19 protein-coding genes are annotated in these 19,460 nt (G+C 33.2%); 10 read left to right on the forward strand and 9 right to left on the reverse strand.

Annotated elements, in window-relative coordinates:
• Positions 1 to 110: 110 nt before the first annotated feature.
• Positions 111 to 3,314 (reverse strand): efflux RND transporter permease subunit, encoded by a 3,204-nt coding sequence (locus A9G25_RS05285; RefSeq protein ID WP_065626070.1) that lies wholly within the window; start codon positions 3,312 to 3,314, stop codon positions 111 to 113.
• Between the two features lie 18 nt (positions 3,315 to 3,332).
• Positions 3,333 to 4,541: an efflux RND transporter periplasmic adaptor subunit gene (locus tag A9G25_RS05290; RefSeq protein ID WP_065626071.1), complete on the reverse strand. Its 1,209-nt coding sequence runs from the start codon at positions 4,539 to 4,541 to the stop codon at positions 3,333 to 3,335.
• Positions 4,542 to 4,948: 407 nt separating this feature from the next.
• Here A9G25_RS05290 and zipA point away from each other — a divergent pair, with 407 nt between their 5' ends.
• The 4 genes from zipA to A9G25_RS05310 all read left to right on the forward strand — a co-directional run bounded on the left by zipA (position 4,949) and on the right by A9G25_RS05310 (position 8,852).
• Positions 4,949 to 5,866 carry a cell division protein ZipA gene (gene zipA, locus A9G25_RS05295; RefSeq protein WP_065626150.1) on the forward strand — a complete coding sequence of 306 codons (918 nt, stop codon included), beginning with the start codon at positions 4,949 to 4,951 and terminating at the stop codon, positions 5,864 to 5,866.
• Positions 5,867 to 5,986: 120 nt separating this feature from the next.
• Entirely contained in the window at positions 5,987 to 8,065 is a 2,079-nt protein-coding gene (gene ligA, locus A9G25_RS05300; protein ID WP_065626072.1) for an NAD-dependent DNA ligase LigA, read from the forward strand.
• Between the two features lie 70 nt (positions 8,066 to 8,135).
• Positions 8,136 to 8,654, forward strand: coding sequence for an S-ribosylhomocysteine lyase (gene luxS / locus A9G25_RS05305; protein ID WP_034914159.1), 519 nt, complete (start codon positions 8,136 to 8,138; stop codon positions 8,652 to 8,654).
• Positions 8,655 to 8,663: 9 nt separating this feature from the next.
• Entirely contained in the window at positions 8,664 to 8,852 is a 189-nt protein-coding gene (locus A9G25_RS05310; RefSeq protein ID WP_034914162.1) for a 2-hydroxymuconate tautomerase, read from the forward strand.
• Between the two features lie 180 nt (positions 8,853 to 9,032).
• Here A9G25_RS05310 and ribA read toward each other — a convergent pair whose 3' ends face one another.
• Both ribA and A9G25_RS13155 read right to left on the reverse strand, forming a co-directional pair.
• Positions 9,033 to 9,644: a GTP cyclohydrolase II gene (ribA, locus tag A9G25_RS05315; protein ID WP_065626073.1), complete on the reverse strand. Its 612-nt coding sequence runs from the start codon at positions 9,642 to 9,644 to the stop codon at positions 9,033 to 9,035.
• Positions 9,645 to 9,734: 90 nt separating this feature from the next.
• The gene (locus tag A9G25_RS13155) at positions 9,735 to 9,935 is read right to left on the reverse strand and encodes a hypothetical protein (protein WP_238552651.1); all 201 of its coding nucleotides are present in this window, start codon (positions 9,933 to 9,935) and stop codon (positions 9,735 to 9,737) included.
• A 64-nt stretch (positions 9,936 to 9,999) separates the two neighbouring features.
• Here A9G25_RS13155 and A9G25_RS05325 point away from each other — a divergent pair, with 64 nt between their 5' ends.
• The 6 genes from A9G25_RS05325 (at position 10,000) to A9G25_RS05350 (ending at position 15,455) form a co-directional block, all read left to right on the forward strand.
• The gene (locus A9G25_RS05325; RefSeq protein WP_065626074.1) at positions 10,000 to 10,470 is read left to right on the forward strand and encodes a phosphatase PAP2 family protein; all 471 of its coding nucleotides are present in this window, start codon (positions 10,000 to 10,002) and stop codon (positions 10,468 to 10,470) included.
• 162 nt (positions 10,471 to 10,632) lie between these two features.
• Positions 10,633 to 10,938, forward strand: coding sequence for a LapA family protein (locus tag A9G25_RS05330; protein WP_065626075.1), 306 nt, complete (start codon positions 10,633 to 10,635; stop codon positions 10,936 to 10,938).
• A 12-nt stretch (positions 10,939 to 10,950) separates the two neighbouring features.
• The gene (lapB, locus tag A9G25_RS05335) at positions 10,951 to 12,120 is read left to right on the forward strand and encodes a lipopolysaccharide assembly protein LapB (RefSeq protein ID WP_065626076.1); all 1,170 of its coding nucleotides are present in this window, start codon (positions 10,951 to 10,953) and stop codon (positions 12,118 to 12,120) included.
• A gap of 22 nt (positions 12,121 to 12,142) precedes the next feature.
• Positions 12,143 to 12,928 carry a YchF/TatD family DNA exonuclease gene (locus A9G25_RS05340; RefSeq protein ID WP_065626077.1) on the forward strand — a complete coding sequence of 262 codons (786 nt, stop codon included), beginning with the start codon at positions 12,143 to 12,145 and terminating at the stop codon, positions 12,926 to 12,928.
• Positions 12,918 to 14,030 (forward strand): ribosomal protein uL16 3-hydroxylase, encoded by a 1,113-nt coding sequence (locus A9G25_RS05345; protein ID WP_065626078.1) that lies wholly within the window; start codon positions 12,918 to 12,920, stop codon positions 14,028 to 14,030. Before A9G25_RS05340 ends, A9G25_RS05345 begins: the two co-directional genes overlap by 11 nt.
• A 183-nt stretch (positions 14,031 to 14,213) precedes the next feature.
• Positions 14,214 to 15,455: an MFS transporter gene (locus A9G25_RS05350; RefSeq protein ID WP_051634280.1), complete on the forward strand. Its 1,242-nt coding sequence runs from the start codon at positions 14,214 to 14,216 to the stop codon at positions 15,453 to 15,455.
• A gap of 76 nt (positions 15,456 to 15,531) precedes the next feature.
• Here the strand turns inward: A9G25_RS05350 and A9G25_RS05355 are convergent, their stop codons facing one another.
• The 5 genes from A9G25_RS05355 to A9G25_RS12795 all read right to left on the reverse strand — a co-directional run bounded on the left by A9G25_RS05355 (position 15,532) and on the right by A9G25_RS12795 (position 19,360).
• Entirely contained in the window at positions 15,532 to 15,972 is a 441-nt protein-coding gene (locus A9G25_RS05355) for a hypothetical protein (protein ID WP_065626079.1), read from the reverse strand.
• A 198-nt stretch (positions 15,973 to 16,170) separates the two neighbouring features.
• Positions 16,171 to 16,704, reverse strand: coding sequence for a protein K (locus tag A9G25_RS05360; protein ID WP_141675005.1), 534 nt, complete (start codon positions 16,702 to 16,704; stop codon positions 16,171 to 16,173).
• Between the two features lie 222 nt (positions 16,705 to 16,926).
• On the reverse strand, positions 16,927 to 17,589 hold the full coding sequence (locus tag A9G25_RS05365) for a hypothetical protein (RefSeq protein ID WP_065626081.1): 663 nt from the start codon (positions 17,587 to 17,589) through the stop codon (positions 16,927 to 16,929).
• A 141-nt stretch (positions 17,590 to 17,730) separates the two neighbouring features.
• Entirely contained in the window at positions 17,731 to 18,618 is an 888-nt protein-coding gene (locus A9G25_RS05370) for an SDR family oxidoreductase (RefSeq protein WP_065626082.1), read from the reverse strand.
• A gap of 604 nt (positions 18,619 to 19,222) precedes the next feature.
• Entirely contained in the window at positions 19,223 to 19,360 is a 138-nt protein-coding gene (locus tag A9G25_RS12795) for a hypothetical protein (RefSeq protein ID WP_176701077.1), read from the reverse strand.
• Positions 19,361 to 19,460 lie beyond the last annotated feature (100 nt).

Here is a 19,460-nt window from a genome sequence, read left to right on the forward strand (position 1 = left end):
TATCTCAAAATTACCATAAAAATAACTTACTCATCTACTCGTCAGCATACTATTTTGTTCATATCAATAATAATAAAGCTCAATGAGTATAATAATTTTTTAATTTTAAATCATTTAAGTGTACTTTTTTTACTTAATAAAACTGCTTTATTTTTATGTTTTGTAAATAGTTTTGTTACAAATAAAAAGAATAAGGGAACATAAAATATTGCTAAAAATGTTGCTGTCAACATACCACCAATTACACCAGTACCTACCGCATTTTGGCTAGCAGAACCAGCACCGCTATTTAATGCTAGTGGTAATACCCCTAAAATAAAGGCAAACGAAGTCATTAAAATCGGACGTAAGCGCAGACGACAAGCTTCAAGTGTAGCATCAATCAATGATTTACCCTCTTTTTCCAAAGCATCTTTGGCAAATTCTACAATCAATATAGCATTTTTAGCAGATAGCCCCATTGTCGTTAATAGTCCTACAATAAAGTAAATATCGTTATCAAGCCCTCTAAACATAGTTGCAAATACTGTACCTAAAATCCCAAGAGGAATAACGAATAAGATCGAAATCGGTACTGTCCAACTTTCATACAATGCCGCTAATGATAAAAACACAACAATAATTGAAATAATGTAAAGAGTTGTTGTTTGCGAACCTGTTTGACGTTCTTGATAAGAAATATCAGTCCAGTCAAAAGTAAATCCTTTAGGTAAATTTTTCGATAATTCTTCCATTACCGCCATTGCTTGCCCAGAACTCAGACCTGGAGCACCTGAACCACTTATCTCCATTGCAGCCACACCATCATAACGAACAAGAGAAGGAGAGCCATAAGTTTTTGTTGTGGTTGCAAATGCATCATATGGAACCATTTCACCATTTTTATTTTTAACATGCCAGTAACTAAAATCATCTGGTAACATACGATATGGTGCATCTGATTGTAGGTATACTTTTTTAACTCGGTTATTATAAACAAAATCGTCAATATAAGCAGAACCTAAAGCTGTGGACAATACAGTATTTACTGAATTTACCGAAACGCCTAGTGCTTGTGCTGCTTCAAAATCAACATTAATTTTGTACTGTGGAACATCTAGCATACTTCCTGGTCTAACTTGCTGCAGTTTTGGATGATGAGAAGCTTGACCCAACATTTGGAAAAATGCACCTACTAAAGCATCATGCCCATAACTAGCCGTATCTTTCAGCACATAAGAAAAACCATCGGTCATACCTAATGCAGGTACTGCAGGCAAATTGGCAATAATTACTCGTCCTTCAGTTATAGTAGAAGCAAATTCCTTACCACTTTTAACTAACGAATTAATTTTTTGATCAGCTCGTTTACGCTTATCCCAATCGTTTAATCGAATAAAACCCATCCCCATATTTTGCCCACGACCAATAGGGCTAAAGCCGGAAACGGTAAAAATTTCTTTAACAGAATCAGCTTTTTCCTTTGTATAATAATCAGCTGTCTTATTTAATACCGACTTTGTTTCTTCTAATGTCGAACCTGATGGCAATTCAACAATAACAAAAAGAACCCCCTGATCTTCATTTGGTAAAAAGCCTGTAGGTAAACGATTAAAGCCAAAGATTAATCCAACTAGAATTAAAGCATAACAAACAAAAGCTATTAATGGATAACGAACAACTTTTATTACACCTTTTTCATAATAGCGTAAACTTTTTTCATAGAACTCGTTAAACCATTTAAAGAATTTTTTAGTGCCAACAGAACACCAACTAAATGGCGGTATAGATTCTAACTTTTGACCTAATGAGTTTCTTTTTACTTTATTTTTAGATGGTGCTTTTAAAATTTGAACACAAAGTGCTGGAGTTAATACGATTGCCATCAACACTGATAATGCCATCGCTGTTACAATGGTAATTGAAAACTGGCGGTAAATTCCACCTGCAGCACCACCATAAAAAGCCATCGGCACAAATACAGCAGATAATACAACCGCAATACCAACCAACGCCGAAGTAATTTGCTCCATCGACTTAACGGTTGCATCATAAGGCGATAATCCTTCATCATGCATAATACGCTCAACGTTTTCGATAACAACAATAGCATCATCTACCAATAACCCAATGGCAAGTACCATTGCAAACATAGATAAGGTATTAATGGTGAATCCACAAATATAAAGAATTGCAAATGTCCCTAATAGTACGACAGGTACAGTAATAGTCGGTATAAGTGTAGAACGTAGGTTCTGTAAAAACACATACATTACAATAACAACCAAAATAATTGCTTCAATTAACGTATGAATTACATTATTAATCGACAATTTAACAAATGGAGTTGTATCGTATGGAAAATCATATTTAATATCTTCTGGGAAGATTTTAGATAATTCTTCTAGTTTTTTATCTACCTTATCTGACGTATCTAATTGGTTAGCGCCTGTTGCCAAATAAATCCCAAGACCTGCTGATGCTTTACCATCATAATAAGAAATAAAATTATAATCAGATGCGCCAATTTCAACTGTTGCAACATCTTTTAATAAAAGATTAGAACCATCAGTATTCACACGCACTAAAATATTTTGGAATTGTTCGGGTGTTTTTAAACGTGATTGAGCTGTAATGGTCGCATTAAGTTCTTGTCCATCGGTTGATGGTAAAGCACCTAATTGCCCTGCTGTTACTTGTGCATTTTGCGCTTGAATAGCCGCAATGATTTCTTCAATTGATAAATTAAAATAGGTCAATTTATTTGGATCAAGCCAAATACGCATTGCGTATTCGGAACCAAATAATTGAGTATCACCAACACCTTGTACGCGTCGAATCTGATCTTGTACAGTTGAATAAACAAAATCAGCAATATCTGCTTGTGTTTTTTGAGGATTTGTTGAATAAAAGCCTACAACCTTTAAAAAATTAGTATTATTTTTCGCAACAGAAACACCATTTTTTTGCACACTTTCAGGTAGTCTTGATTTAATACTTTCTACTTTATTTAACACTTGCACTTGAGCAAAATCGGGATTAGTTCCAGGCGCAAAGGTTAACGTCGTTTGAACAACACCTTGTGCGCTACTGGTTGATTTCATATAAATTAAATTATCTAATCCAGTTAAATTCTGCTCAATCAATTGAGTAACAGTATTTTCGATAGTCTGCGCATCGGCGCCTGGGTAAACAGCACTAACAGTTACAGCTGGTGGAGCAATATCAGGATACTGCTCAACGGCTAGTAGCTTTATACATAAAGCACCACCGAGCATCATCATGATAGCAATTACCCATGCAAAAACAGGTCTATCAATAAAAAACTTAGCCATAATTCACCTACTCCTGTTTTATTTCACACTGTTTTTTATGATACTGTCTAATTGTTCTTGCGAAAGTGTATTAGGTAGTCCGACTTTTTCTACTTTCATAGGTGGAGCATCTTTTTGAGGATTTTCAACAGAAGTTAAATTAAGTAATCCTGTAATAATAACCTCTTCACCAATGTTAATTCCCTTTGTTACGACCCAATAACCACCAACTCCTGTGTATACTTGAATATCTTGCCGATACTCCACTGTATTATCAGGCTTCAAAATTTTTGCAGTATATTGCCCCAACTTATTGCTGGTAATCCCTTGCTGTGGAACAAGCACTGCATCTTTAATATATCCTAATGTCAATTGAGGTTTGACAAACATACCTGGTAAAATTTTGCCTTCACTATTTGTAAATTGTGACCGCAAAGTTACTGTACCCGTTGTTTCATTTACAGTCATATCAGAAAATTTCACACTACCAGGATAAGCGTATTTAGAACCATCATTAAAGTATAATTCAACATTATTACCTTTTACTGGTTCATAAATTACGTTTTCATCCTGAATATATTTATTATAACGAGTAGCCGCTTCAGTCATATCGACATAAATTGGGTCTAGTTGTTGAACTAGTGCAAGAGGTGTCGATTGACCTGCCGACACTAATGCCCCTTCAGTCACACTTGATTTACCAATATACCCATCAATTGGTGAATACACTTTTGTATACTCTAAATTAACTTTAGCTGTATGCTCAGCTGCTTGTGCAACTAATACCGCAGCTTCAGCCTGTTTAGCATCTGCAGCTGCTTTATCGTAATCTTGTTGACTAATGGATTTGGTATTTAATAATCCAGCGTAACGTTTAAGAGTAAGTTGAGCAATATTTGCATTCGCTTTAGCGCTAGCAACACTTGCTACCGCACTATCGTAATTAGCTTGATAAATAGCCGGATCTATTTGATAAAGAGATTGTCCAGCCTTAACATTCGAACTTTCGTCAAACTCACGTTTTAAGACGATACCACCTACTTGAGGCCTAATTTCGGCAATTTGAGATGCAACAACCCTACCTGGTAAACCAATCTTTAATGTGTAATTCAGTGGTTCCACTTTAAATACAGTTACCTTCGGTAATTTATTATTACCATTTTTTGAATTGCCATTATCACAACTTGTTAATAAAAGTAGGCTAGCACACGCCACAGGCAAGGCTAATAATAGCTTGTTAAATCTCATATAAAAATGACCTCAGTAAACTTAATAATTATTTTAATTTTTAATAATTGTTCTTAGTTAAAAGTAATCGGCGATTTTACAAAAAATATGCATAGATTGTAAGTATCTTTACAAGTTAATAGCACAGAGTTCTAAAAAATAGCTAGTTAGATTATGATACTAAAAAATAGTATTGCTAATTATGATTATTGCAAGAAATAAAGTAATATAGAGTAATTGATTTTTTGTGCTATAAAGTATCTTAAATAAAATGTTATACTACAAATATCAAATATGGTTGCTTTAATGAATATTAATTCATATTGCTAATAAAGAATAAAAAATTTACATTACTGTACTCCGCAATCACTTTTTCAAAAGATGATTGAATAATTTGAGTCTATATTTAATTTAATACAGAGATGGTTATTATGGATAATTTACGTATTGTTCTAGTTGTTGTTGCATCCTTGGTCATTATTGCATTGCTCATCCATGGATTTTGGATCAATAAAAAAGAACGTTCTTCGCTTTTTAGTTCAAATAAAAAAGGAAAATTTGAACAAAATACTCAACAATATCAAAACTATTCTATGAATGACATAGAAGAAGATGATGATGTTATCTTACTCAAACCTAAAACAACAAAAAGCAATGAAACCGTTGAAAACGGTGTAATTATTAATGAACTCACAAAAGAGCAAGGAAAAATACCTCAACAAGAAGATTTATTTGTTGATAATGACGACAAACAAGAGATTAATTCTGAAACAACAAAAGAACCAGCTATCAATGTTGAACTTGATCTTTTTGAAGATGAACAACAACCTGATTTAATTCTTACAACAAAAGAAAGCCCATCAGATACTAATAATGAAATTAACCATAACGAAAAGCCAAAAAAAATAAATATTGATACTGAGCAATCCACAACCGAAATTATTGTGTTAAATATCACAGGCATTAACGGAAAATTATTACAAGGTGATGTGTTACTCGCTAGCATTATGCAATCCGGTTTTCAGTTCGGTGATATGAGAATTTTTCACCGTCATGTAGATCCTGCGGGTAATGGAGCGATATTATTTAGTTTAGCCAATATGGTGACACCTGGATATTTGGATCCCGATACAATGCATGAATTTACCACACCTGGTGTGTCTATTTTTATGGTTGCGCCTACAGAGGGTAACAATCAGCAAAACTTCAAATTAATGTTGCAAACAGCACAACGCATAGCTGACGATGTCAACGGTGTAGTATTAGATGATGAACATCACATGCTAACTCCTCAAAAAATAGACAGTTATAAAGAACGCATTAAAAAGGTCAGTAACGAAATTTAACCTAGTCTTTTCAGCAAATCTTTTAAAAAATTCCACCAACTTGGATTGGTGGATAGAAATGAATATAACCTATTTATAATATTTTCCCAAACCTTCGTTTTAATTTAAGAGCATATAATCATGTCGCTACATAATGAAACCAAAAATTCAGTAAATACACCTGAATCGAATAAAGACATAGCGAAGCAGTTGACTTCACTACGCAACCTAATCAGACATCATGAATACTGTTATTATGTCCTTGATACACCAGAAATTCCCGATGTTGAATATGATAAATTAATAAAACAACTACAAACATTAGAACAGCAAAATCCAGATCTTATTACTCCCGACTCACCAACTCAACGAGTTGGTGGTTCCCCGTTAGCTCAATTTGCATCCATTAAACATGAAATACCTATGCTATCACTAGATAATGTTTTTGATGATGCTAGTTTTATTGCATTTAACAAACGAGTTAAAGATCGTCTTCATTTAAACGATTCTGAACAAGTTGAATATTGTTGTGAGCTCAAACTTGACGGGCTTGCTGTCAGCCTCCTTTATGAAAATGGTCGTTTTATACAAGCTGCAACACGAGGAGATGGTACAACAGGAGAAGACATAACAGCCAATGTAAAAACTATCAAAACGATTCCACTAGTTTTAAGAGGCGATAACATCCCGTCTAGATTAGAAGTTCGAGGAGAAGTCTTTATGACACATAAAGGCTTCGAAAAACTCAACGCAGATGCAGAAAAACGTAACGAAAGAGTATTCGCCAATCCACGTAATGCAGCCGCTGGTTCATTAAGACAATTAGATCCTAAAATTACAGCAAAAAGACCATTAGCATTCTTTTGTTATGGTGTTGGTATTGTCGAAGGTACCACATTACCTGGCACTCATTACGATCGTTTAATGCAATTTAAAGCTTGGGGGTTACCGGTTAGTAATAAAGTACAAAAACGCCAAGGAGCACAAGCCGCTTTAGATTATTTTAAACTAATTGGCGAACAACGTATGTCATTAGATTTTGATATTGATGGTGTAGTAATTAAAGTTAATAGTATTGAACTACAAAACGAGCTTGGCTTTGTTGCTCGAGCGCCAAGATGGGCCACAGCATTTAAATATCCTGCTCAAGAAGAAATTACAAAATTAAATAAAGTAGACTTCCAAGTTGGGCGAACAGGTGCAATTACTCCCGTAGCAAGGCTTGAACCTGTATCAGTTGCTGGCGTTATTGTGAGCAATGCGACATTGCATAATAGCGATGAAATAATCCGATTAGGTATTCGTGAGGGTGACTATGTAACAATACGCCGAGCTGGTGACGTTATTCCTAAAATAGTAGGCGTCATAGTAGATAGAAGGCCCGCCGACACAAAAGAAATCATCTTCCCGATACACTGCCCTATTTGTGGTTCGCAAATAGTTCGAGACGAAGGTGCGGCAATATCGCGCTGTGCCGGAGGTTTAATTTGCCCGGCACAACGAAAAGAAGCCTTAAAGCATTTTGTTTCACGGCGAGCAATGAATGTAGATGGTATGGGAGATAAAGTCATTGAACAACTGGTTGATAAAGAATATGTCAAAACACCTGCAGATTTATATAAACTAAATTTACCAACACTATGTAGTTTAGATAAAATTGGGGAAAAATCTGCCAATAACTTATTAAATGCACTAGAAGTATCTAAAAATACTACATTAAGCCGCTTTATATTTGCGCTTGGAATTCCGAATGTTGGTGAAGTTACTGCCGAAAATCTTGTTAACCAACTTGGTAGTTTATCAGCAATTGAGAACGCCTCACTAGAAAAACTACAATCAGTAAACGAAATTGGTGCCGTCATTGCAGAAAGCATTATTGACTTTTTTCAAGAACCACATAATCGCAATGTAATTGAACAACTAACCAGTAATGAAGTAGGCATTCACTGGCAAGATGTCATTCCACAGGTACAAGAGATCGCCATTAACTCACCTTTTTCAGGAAAAACTGTAGTATTAACTGGTACATTGTCGGTTTTAACACGAGATAAAGCCAAAGATAAATTAAAGCAACTAGGAGCCAAAGTAACAGGCAGTGTTTCGAAAAACACTGATCTAGTCATTGCAGGAGAAGCAGCAGGCTCTAAACTTAATAAGGCTCAAGAGCTAGGAATAAAAGTTATTGATGAGCAAGAATTAATAAATTTACTTGATCAGTAAATATCAAATCTACTGGTACTTATTAGTAAATTGATTAGAATAACAATTATCAAATAACAAGGAGGAAATTATGCCTTTACTAGACAGTTTTAAAGTTGATCACACAAAAATGAAAGCACCCTTTGTGCGAATTGCAAAAACAATGGTGACCCCAAAAGGTGACAGCATTACTGTGTTTGATCTACGCTTTACCATTCCAAATAAAGACAACCTTCCAGAAAAAGGAATTCATACATTAGAACATTTATTTGCTGGTTTTATGCGCGATCATCTTAACAGTGATAAAGTTGAAATAATCGATATTTCACCAATGGGATGTCGTACAGGCTTTTATATGAGCTTAATTGGCAAGCCCAATGAAGCACTAGTTGTAGATGCATGGCTAAAATCAATGCATAACGTATTAAATGTAAAATCACAAAATCAGATTCCTGAATTGAATGAGTATCAATGTGGTACCTATAAAATGCACTCATTAGATGAAGCTAAAGCCATTGCTGAACAAATTATAAAATCTAGCATTAGCATATGCCATAACGATGAAATCGCATTAACTGATGAACAACTTGCCCAAATTAATAATCACTAGGAGATATCTATGCCTAATGTCGTTATAGATTTTTTAGAAGGCCGCACTATAGAGCAAAAAAGAGAAATGGCAAAACGCGTAACTAATGCCATCGTTGAAACCCTTAACTGTAAACCAGAGGCAGTACAAATCATAATGCACGAATTATCTAAAGATCAGATTGCTAATGGTGGTGTGCTACGCAGCGATAAAAATTGATTTTAAAGGTGCCAAATAATTGGCAATTATCACATAAACCTAAATTAAAATTTTTCTCTTATTATCAAGTAACAAAAACTCAAAATAATATTTTTTATTTTGAGTTTTTATTTCAACATTTTTACTATTTTGGATAAATTCAATTACAAACCAATAAGTTCTCTTAGTTAACTTAAATTTTTAGTTATTGCAATTATAGTGATGCAAATGAAGTAAGTGTCCCATTTTATTTGCTTTTGTTTCTAAATAATGCTCATTGTTTGGATTTTCACCGACTTCCAATGGTACCCGTTGTATAATTTTAATTCCTGATTGTTCAAGCACTCGTATTTTCTCGGGATTGTTGGTTAATAAGCGAATTTGTGATACGCCTAATAAAGTCAGCATATCTGCGCATAGAGTAAAATCTCGTTCATCTGCTGCAAATCCCAATTGCTCATTAGCTTCAACCGTGTCCAAGCCTTGATCTTGTAGCGCATAAGCTCTGATTTTATTCAATAAACCAATATTACGTCCTTCTTGCCGGTGATAAATTAAAATCCCTTTACCCTCCTTTGCAATTTGTTTTAAGGCTGCTTCTAACTGAAAACCACAATCACAGCGTAAGCTAAAAAGCGCATCGCCTGTTAAGCATTCAGAATGAATTCTTGTTAGAACCGGTGTATCGCCAGATATATCACCAAATACTAATGCGGCATGATCCTTTTTTGTTGCAATTTCTTCAAATCCAACAATAATGAAACACCCCCAAGGCGTCGGCAATTTCGCTTGTGCAACACGTTTTAATTGCATTATTATCTCCATTTTCAATAAGGATAAATAAGATTTTATAAAAATAAATTTATCTTCTATGCTAAAATATTAAGCAAAAGCAATTTATACTTAATTGAGTTTATAAATGAGGTTAGTAATAAAAAAAACAATAGCCCTACTGGCTATTTTCTTAGCTGTTCCTTTTACTATTATAGCCATAAATTGGCATTGGCAACCAGCATCCTTAAATAATACATCTAAATGTTTATTTTTAATAACTGAAACAGCAAGTTTTCCTTGGGGAATTATCACCTCAACAATTTTATTCATTGTATTTTGTCTGCTATTACCCCAAAAAACAAAAAAAAGAATCATATTATTATGGTTGCTTCTTGTGAGTGCAATATTAAGTGGGCAAATAATTAAAAGCCTTTTAAAATCACAAACCGCTGAATCACGGCCTTATGTACTTTGGATGGCTCAGGAATATAATATTAATGATCAACAATTTTATTCGAAATCACGTTCAGAAAGAAAAGAAATTATTCATCAATTATTTAACAATTCATCAACAATCCCTAGTTGGTTATCAGGCCACTGGCAAAATGAAACGGGATATGCTTTTCCTTCTGGGCATACCTTGTTAGCTGTAACTTGGGCACTATTGGCCTTAATATTACTAAAATTTAGACAGCATTATGTGATAGTATCTTCTATCATTATTTGGTCAATATTAATTGAATTAAGCCGGTTATTATTAGGCATGCATAGTCCTATTGATCTAATAACAAGTATATTAATCGCATGGATAATCTCATTAATTTGCTATTTTTATGCTAGAAAATGGCATATAGTAGACAAATGATTATTAAATATTTTGAGAAAGTGACATTTACAACAAACAATATTATTTTTAGGCAATACAGTTAATAATCTAACTAGCCAAATGCAAAAAGAAATTATAAGAATAGAAGAGTATAATAAACGAAAGAGTTTAACTAAAACAAAAAAAAGAAAGGTCAACATTATGAAATTTGTTATATCAATTTTATTGATAATTATCATCTTTGCCATCTCAATAGCAATAGGATCGGCTAATGATCAAATAGTAACATTCAATTATTTGGTGGCTAAAACTGAAACCCGCTTATCAGTCTTATTAGCAATTTTATTTGGTTCGGGATTTATTGCTGGTTGGATATTAACCGGTATTTTCTTTCTAAAATCTAAATTACAGCACTCATCAACAAAACGTAAACTAAATAAATTACAAAAAAAATATGATGAAGGCATGGCTAATAATCAGCAAATAAATACAACTAAAACTAATTAAGAATAGGTTACTATGTTTGAACTGTTATTTTTGTTACTTCCTATTGCCGCCGCATACGGTTGGTATATGGGTGACAGAAATGCAAAACAGAAACATCTAAATCAATCTAATCGACTATCTCGTGAATATGTTGATGGTTTGAATTTTCTTTTATCAAATCAAAAAGACAAAGCTGTCGATCTTTTCTTAGACATGTTAAAAGAAGACGATGGCACACTTGAGGCGCATTTAACATTAGGTAACTTATTCCGCTCTCGGGGTGAAGTTGATCGTGCTATCCGCATTCATCAAGCGCTATTAGAAAGCTCATCTTTAACATTTGAACAAAGACTATTAGCTATTCAACAACTAGGTAGAGATTACATGGTTGCAGGCTTTTACGATCGTGCTGAAGAGACATTTTTGCAATTAATTGATGAAGAAGAATTTCAACAACATGCATTACAACAACTTATTATCATATATCAATCAACCAGTGAATGGATAAATGCCATCAACATGGCAACTAAATTGGTTAAACTTGGTAATATAAAATACAAAACCGATATTGCACAATTTTATTGTGAATTAGCGTCAATAGCGATGGATAATGATGATCTTGATAAAGCCAATAGCCTATTACAAAAATCAGCAATTGCAGACACTAAATGTGCTCGTACTTCACTCATGTTGGGGCAAGTTCTTATGGTACAAAACAAAACTGAGCAAGCTATCAAATCTTTTCAGCAAATATTACAGCAGGACAAAGCTTTTATTGGCGAAGCATTACCTGCATTAAAAGAGTGCTACCTAAAGCTAAATAATCAATATGAATTTCAAGAATTTTTACAAATATGTGTCGATCAAGATAGTGGTAATGTTGCTGAATTAATGCTTGCTGATGTTATTGAAAAAGAAAAAGGTCTAGACGCCGCACAATATTATATGTATCGAGAATTACTGAAACACCCTAATTTAAAAGGGTTCTATCGATTAATGAATTATCATGTTGCTGATGCAGAACAAGGTAAAGCTAAAGAAAGCCTTTTACTTTTACGCAACATGGTTGGCGAACAAATAAAAGCAGTACCCAATTATCGATGCCAGAAATGTGGATTCACAGTTAACTCACTCTACTGGTTATGCCCTGCTTGCCGTTCGTGGTCAACAATAAAACCTGTTCGTGATTTTGAACAACATTAAAATAAACAAAGAAGAGATTTTTATGTTTTTAATTGATTCTCACTGTCATTTAGATAGTTTAGACTTTAGTACTAAATCCATCAAAGATGTTTTACAAGAAGCTATCAACAATAGCGTTAAACATTGCCTAAGCGTGGCAACAACACTATCTGGCTATGAATCGATGAAACATAAGCTTATACCTTATCAAAATCAATGCTCTTTCTCATGTGGGATTCATCCACTTAATCTTGATGACGAAATTTACGATGCCGAACGCTTTCAAACCCTAGCACAAGAAGATAATGTCATTGCACTTGGTGAAACAGGACTTGATTACTACTACCAACAAGACAACTTAGAACTACAACAAACTATATTTAAAGAACATATCCGATTAGGACGAAAACTAAGCAAACCCGTTATTGTCCACACGCGTAATGCCAAAGAAGATACTTTAAAAATCTTAAAAGATGAACATGTCCATTCAGGTGTTTTACACTGTTTTACAGAAGATATCGAAACAGCAAAACAACTATTGGATCTTGGTTTTTATATTTCCTTTTCAGGGATTATCACCTTTAAAAATGCCGAGGCCCTACGGGAAGTTGCGAAATATGTTCCGCTTGATCGTATCTTGGTCGAAACTGACTCGCCTTATCTTGCTCCCGTACCATATCGAGGTAAAGAAAACCAACCAGCGTATGTTCGTGAAGTTGCACAATATTTGTCTGCTTTAAAAGGTGTTTCTTTAGAGGAAATAGCAAAAAAAACCACTCATAATTTTTGCCGATTATTCAATCTTCAAGGAAAATTAAATGAATTATAAATTAACTATTGATTGGGATGATTTTTTAAGAAAATTTTGGCAAAAAAAACCGGTAATCTTACGCAAGGCATTTGTTAATTTTATTGATCCCATAACACCAGACGAACTAGCTGGTTTAGCGATGGAAGAAGAAATTGATAGCCGAATTGTTTCTAATAAAGATGGTGTTTGGGATGCTAAATTCGGACCATTTACTCAATTCAATAACTTAGGTGAAGATCATTGGAGTTTGCTAGTACAAGCCGTTGACCATTGGCATGAACAAGCAGCGACCTTACTTAAACCGTTTAATTGCCTTCCACAATGGCAATTTGATGATCTAATGATTTCTTACGCAACCCAAGGCGCTGGAGTTGGACCTCATATTGATAATTATGATGTATTTATTATTCAAGGCATGGGTAGCAGGCGTTGGCAAGTTGGCAATTGCGATCCAAATTATAAACAATTTAATGCACACAAAGCATTATTACATGTCGAAGAATATCAACCAATCATTGATGAAGAGCTCACCACAGGCGACATTCTATACATTCCAACAGGTTGTCCGCATAATGGTATATCAATTGGTGAATCATTAAGTTATTCCGTTGGCTTTATGACACAAACATCACAACAACTATTAAGTAGCTTTGCTGATTATGTCATTGATAACCTACCAATTAGTATTTATTATCAAGATCCAGATTTAAAGCTACCTAATGATCCTCATCGCGTTCAACCTTATGAACTAACAAAGGTACAAGATCAAATTATTGATCTAATCAAAACACCTTCATTATTTAACGATTGGTTTGGTAGACACATTACTTTACCAATGCACGATCTAAATATTGTTCCAGTTGAACCACCATACAATTATGAAGAATTTGAATCATTACTAAAAGCTGGTGCAAAGCTACACCGTGTACTAAGCATTCGAATCTTTAAAGTAGGTGATTTTGGCTATATTCATGGTGAAAAAATTGACTTACCAATGCCTATCATAGATCTACTTTGTGAAAATGAAACACTATATTACGAACAGTTGCAGGATAAAAACACACTTAAAGTCATGCTTGATCTTGTCAACAAAGGTTATTGGTACTTTGCTGAAGATTAAATAAATCAACTGCCGATAACAAAATCGGCAGATAAAACGACTGTTCAGGGCATTAAGCTTGGCTTTTTACTAGTTTTAAGTATATACTTGCCCCGCTTTAATTTACCCTCCGTTTAATCACAAATTAAACATCATAAAACGCAAATTTTAAGTAACATCTATTTTTAAAAACTAGAGGTATACATGAAAACTGAAGCAAACACAGCCTTGCAAGCAGAAAGTGAAAACGAACATACAACCCCGTATCAAAAAAGAACCCTTTTTGCATCCACTGTCGGTTACGCACTTGATGGCATGGATATGATGATTTTAGGTGTATGTTTTAGTCTAATCTCGACCAGCTTTAACCTAACTAAGGCCGATTTAGGAACCTTAACATCAGTAACCTTACTTGGCGCAGTATTAGGTGGTATTTTATTTGGTATCCTTGCCGATAAATATGGTCGAGTAAGAGTCTTTTCATGGACTATTTTAATATTTTCTCTTTTCACCGGTTTATGTGCAATTTCACCTAACTATGAATGCTTTTTAATATTTCGCTTTTTAAGTGGACTTGGTCTTGGTGGTGAATTTGGAATTGGTATGACTCTAGTTTCTGAAAGCTGGCCTAAAAATAAACGCTCAAGAGCAACATCTATTGTAGCATTAGGCTTTCAAGTAGGTATCATCTTAGCCGCATTAACCGTTAATTTTATTGGTGAAATTTATGGTTGGCGCTGGGCTTTTGCCATGGGAGTACTGCCAGCTCTATTTGTTGCTTGGACACGTAAAGGTCTAAAAGAACCAGAAATCTGGCAAAATTTAAAAGCTCAAAATAAAAATAAAATAGCCATTGGTAAATTATTTAAAAATCCTCGAACCGTAGCAACTACAATAGGTTTAACTATTGCCTGTGCAGTACAAAATTTTGGTTTTTATGGGCTCATGGTTTGGATGCCCAATATGATTGCAACTGAACTCAAATTGCCATTCAAAAATACAATGTTCTGGACCATTTCAACAACAATTGGTATGTCATTAGGGATCTTAATTTTTGGTTGGTTATGTGATAAATTTGGTCGCCGTCCTTCTTATATCCTATTTTTATTCGTTTCGGCAGTTTCAATTTGGTTTTATTTTCATCAAACTGATATGTTTATATTAATCATATTTGGTTCAGCAATTGGCTTTTTTGTAAATGGCATGATGGGCGGATATGGTGCATTGCTTGCTGAACATTACCCAACAGATGCCCGTTCAAGTGCTGAAAATATTATTTTTAATGTAGGTCGAGGAATTGCAGGAATATCGCAAGTTTTAATTGCATATTTAGCTACTGTTTATTCAATTAGCTACGCATTAGCTTTACTGTCTGCTGCTTATTTATTATCAGCGGCTGCATTTGTATTTTTAATACCCGAAACAAAAGGTAAAGAACTAGAATAACTCAAAAAAAAACAGGGGAAATCACCCTGTTTTATATCACATTAATAAATTATATCAAAAATTAAAACAAACTACTTTAGTTAGCAGTACAAGAAGCTGGTGTCAATTTAACACTAAATAATTGCTCATCATTTATATAATAATTATGACTAACACCATTTGGGAATGCATCCCTAAATTGTTTAACTTGTGAGCTATTACTACAATAAAGTGTTTTTAGACTTTCTGTCGTCATTTTTTGAGTATCAGGAATTGATAACTCATCTTTTGAACTATCAATTACATATTTATAATTAATTAAATCATTATCTTTAGTTATATCAATCAAATTAGTTTTTGCATCAACTTTAACTGGAAGCATTTTTTTTGCTTCGTTAATAATAGTTTCTTGCAAACGACTTAATTCAGTATTTTTTGAAGAATCACCAACTGCTTTATTAGCATCAGATTTTGAATTATCACAGCTACAAAGAACCAAGCTTATCAAAATTGCTGACACTGTTTTTAAACTTTTCATTATTATTCCTTTGAGTAAATTTTATAAATTACATATCGACCACTTATTTAAAAAGTGGTCAATAAATTGTAAAATATCAGTGAAAAAAGTACATAAAAAAATTTACAATTTAAAACAAAAAATAAATAAAAATAAGCTTTAATAAGCCCCACCCATTTAGTGCTGATGATTTCTACTATTTTTTAAGTTGATTAATGGTTATTTAGAATCACAATCACTCGGTTTCAAATCAAACGACATAATTTTCTCATTTTCAAGATAATAATTATGACTTACTCCATTTGGGAATATGAGTTTCAACGCTTCAACATTTGGGTCATTACCACAATATAAAGTAACTATCGTGTTTAATACAGATTGCTGATTTTGCTTTAGCAATATCACATCTTTAGGCAAACCTTTCATAATATATTTATAAATAAGTTTATTGTTATCTTTTGATATGTCATTGAACATCGTAAATTTATCAATCACAATGGGTAACTTTTCTTTTATACCTTCAACAACCGAATCTTGAGCAAAACTATAATCACCATCTTTTTGCTCATTAAATTCTTTGATTTTTTCAGGTGTTGATTGAGCAATAATATTTTGTCCTCTTTCAACAATATCCATATTCTCTTGAATACCAGTTCGCTGAGTACCAGTTCGCTGAGTACCCATAACTTTTGCTTCTGAATTATTAAAACCAAATAATATTATTCCCATTAACATCACAAATGTTACTTTCATGCCTTTCATGTTTATTCCTACCCAAGCTAATTCATCACTACCTGATATCTTTTAAAAGATAAAACTATAAAAATACAAAAACAGTAATAATAATACTAATTAATCTTTAAAAGAGCTGTAAAAGAACACTATTAAGAAAGAGCGTCCAAAATAAAAAGGGCTTCAATCAGCCCTTTTATATTAATAAAATTTAACTATTTATCCAAATTAATAAAAATATATTTAATCATCATCATCACAATCACTTGGTTTTACATCTACTGAAAATACCTTATCATCATTGATATAATAATTATGGTTAGCTCCTCTAGGGAATACTAATCTTAAAGTCTTCATGCTAGAATCATCACCACAATAAAACTCAACCAATTTATCTTGTAAACTCTTTTGACTAGTTTTAGCCTGTAATGCATCTTTAGTGATATTATTCACAACATATTTATAATTAATTGCATTGCTATCTGACGATACATCAACTAAAGTTACGCTCGGATCAATTGTTGCCGGTAATTTTGTTTTAATTGCCTTGATCATCAAACCTTGAGCAACATTATAATTACCTTCTTCAATCTTATTAAACATCTCTTCTTTTTCTGATTTTGTTTGTTGATACAAATCTTTAGCTTTATCACTAATTGCTGAGCTTACTTGCTTAACTTGGTCTTCAATTTTTGCACTTAATTGACTCGCCTTATCACCAATTTCTGAACTTAATTGATTGACTTTATCACTAATTTCCGCACCTGTTTGATTGGCCTTGTCACTTACTTCTGAACTTGTTTGTTTGGCTTGTTGTTTAATATCATCAGTTTTTGATTTTGAATTATCACAATTGACTAAAAAAAGCCCTAACACTACTAAAGTGATCACTTTAAAAAGTTTCATTTTTATTCCTTTTTATTTTTTAATTAATATTTAACTATCATGAATTAAATCATAATAATTCTTTGATTTGAAAAGTTAATTTTATCTAATTGTTAGTAGTAAAAGAGTTTAAATAAACTCTTTTACTATAACAAATATCAACTAGTTAATATGCATACCACCTGTAACACCATAAGTTTCACCAGTTGTATAACTTGATTCTTCAGATGCTAAGTGCACATAAACACCAGCAAGTTCAACAGGTTGGCCAGCTCGTTGTAAAGGAGTTTGTTTACCAAATTCAGGAATAGCGTCACTTGGTTGACCGCCACAAATTTGTAATGGTGTCCAAACTGGACCTGGGGCAACAGAATTTACGCGAATACCTTTATGACCCAATTGTTTAGCTAGCCCACGTGTAAATGCAATAATAGCTGTTTTAGTTGAAGCGTAATCTAATAAATTACTGCTAGGTTGATAAGCCTGAACAGATGAAGTTGTAATAATGGTTGATCCTGATTTCAAGTAACCTAAAGCCGCTTTAGTTAACCAAAAAAGCGAAAACACATTAACTTCAAAGGTTTTCTTAATTTGCTCGGTAGTAAGCTCCATAATATCTTCAACAGCAACCTGCTTACCAGCAACCAGTGTCAAATTATCTAATCCACCTAATTGATGGTGCGCCTCTTCAACTAATTTTTTACAAAAAGTTTCGTCACTCAAATCACCGGGGATCAATACAGCTTTGCGCCCAGCCGTTTGAATAACCTTAGCAACCTCTTCCGCGTCTTTTTGTTCGAAAGGAAGGTAATTTATTGCTACATCAGCACCTTCTTTAGCATAAGCAATCGCTGCCGCCCGCCCAATACCAGAATCGCCACCAGTAACAAGCATTTTACGCCCTTCTAATCGGCCATGCCCTTGATAGCTTTTTTCACCACAATCAGGGATTGGGGTCATTTCACACTGTAAAGCTGGTGCAACTTGTGTTTGTTTTGGGAACTTATCATGATGATATTTGGTAAGTGGATTATAGATTTGTTTGCTCATAATTTTCTCCTAAGTTAAACATATATTTGAAAACAAATTCGATATAACTTAAATGAAATCAATTAATAATCACAAAATCCTATTGATAAACCTATTTTAATCTTTAAAATAACTAACTAATTCAATAAATTATATTTACTGACAACAAAAATTAGAATATTTTTTTAAACTTAATAGCATTGCTCGATATCATCCCCAAAGATTTTTAAACAAACAAAAAAAGTGAGGCTAATAATAAACAAAGGCGGCTTTCTATGATTGGCTTGGTGAGGTCATTGAAATTAGTAAAGCCGAAACCTTAAATATTGCATAATTTTGCACTGAACTAAGTGTATCAAATTAACATATACGAAGCTAGTAAAAGAAAATTAAAAAAAGGTTACTTTTATTTATAATAACATTGATTTTAAATGAATTATTATAATTTTCTTATTATTTATATCGTATTAATAGTTAATACCATTGGGAAAATTTTTTAAGCTCTTTCATTCCATTACTATTTTCACAATATGCGTTAAGTAATTTTTGAAGAATTGTATCCATGGTGGTTGGTAGTAATAAAGCTTGTTCAGGTGTATTTTTAACGTTATATCTATAATTGATCCTAATCTTTAAATATATCCACTAATATAGTAAATTCATTAAGATCGATTGATAATGCTTTTTGGATTGGAGCAATGACTGAATTTTGAGAATCACTAAGATCACAATTTTTCCAATCCGCTATAGATGTATTTTGCAAAGTTTTTTAGCGTTATCAAAGTTTATTAAAACCAATTTAAAAATAACAAAAATAATTAGTTGCAATATTTTTATACTGATATCACTTTTTAAATATTCGA

The organism is Gilliamella sp. Bif1-4 (assembly GCF_001690535.1).
GTDB lineage: Bacteria > Pseudomonadota > Gammaproteobacteria > Enterobacterales > Orbaceae > Gilliamella > Gilliamella bombi.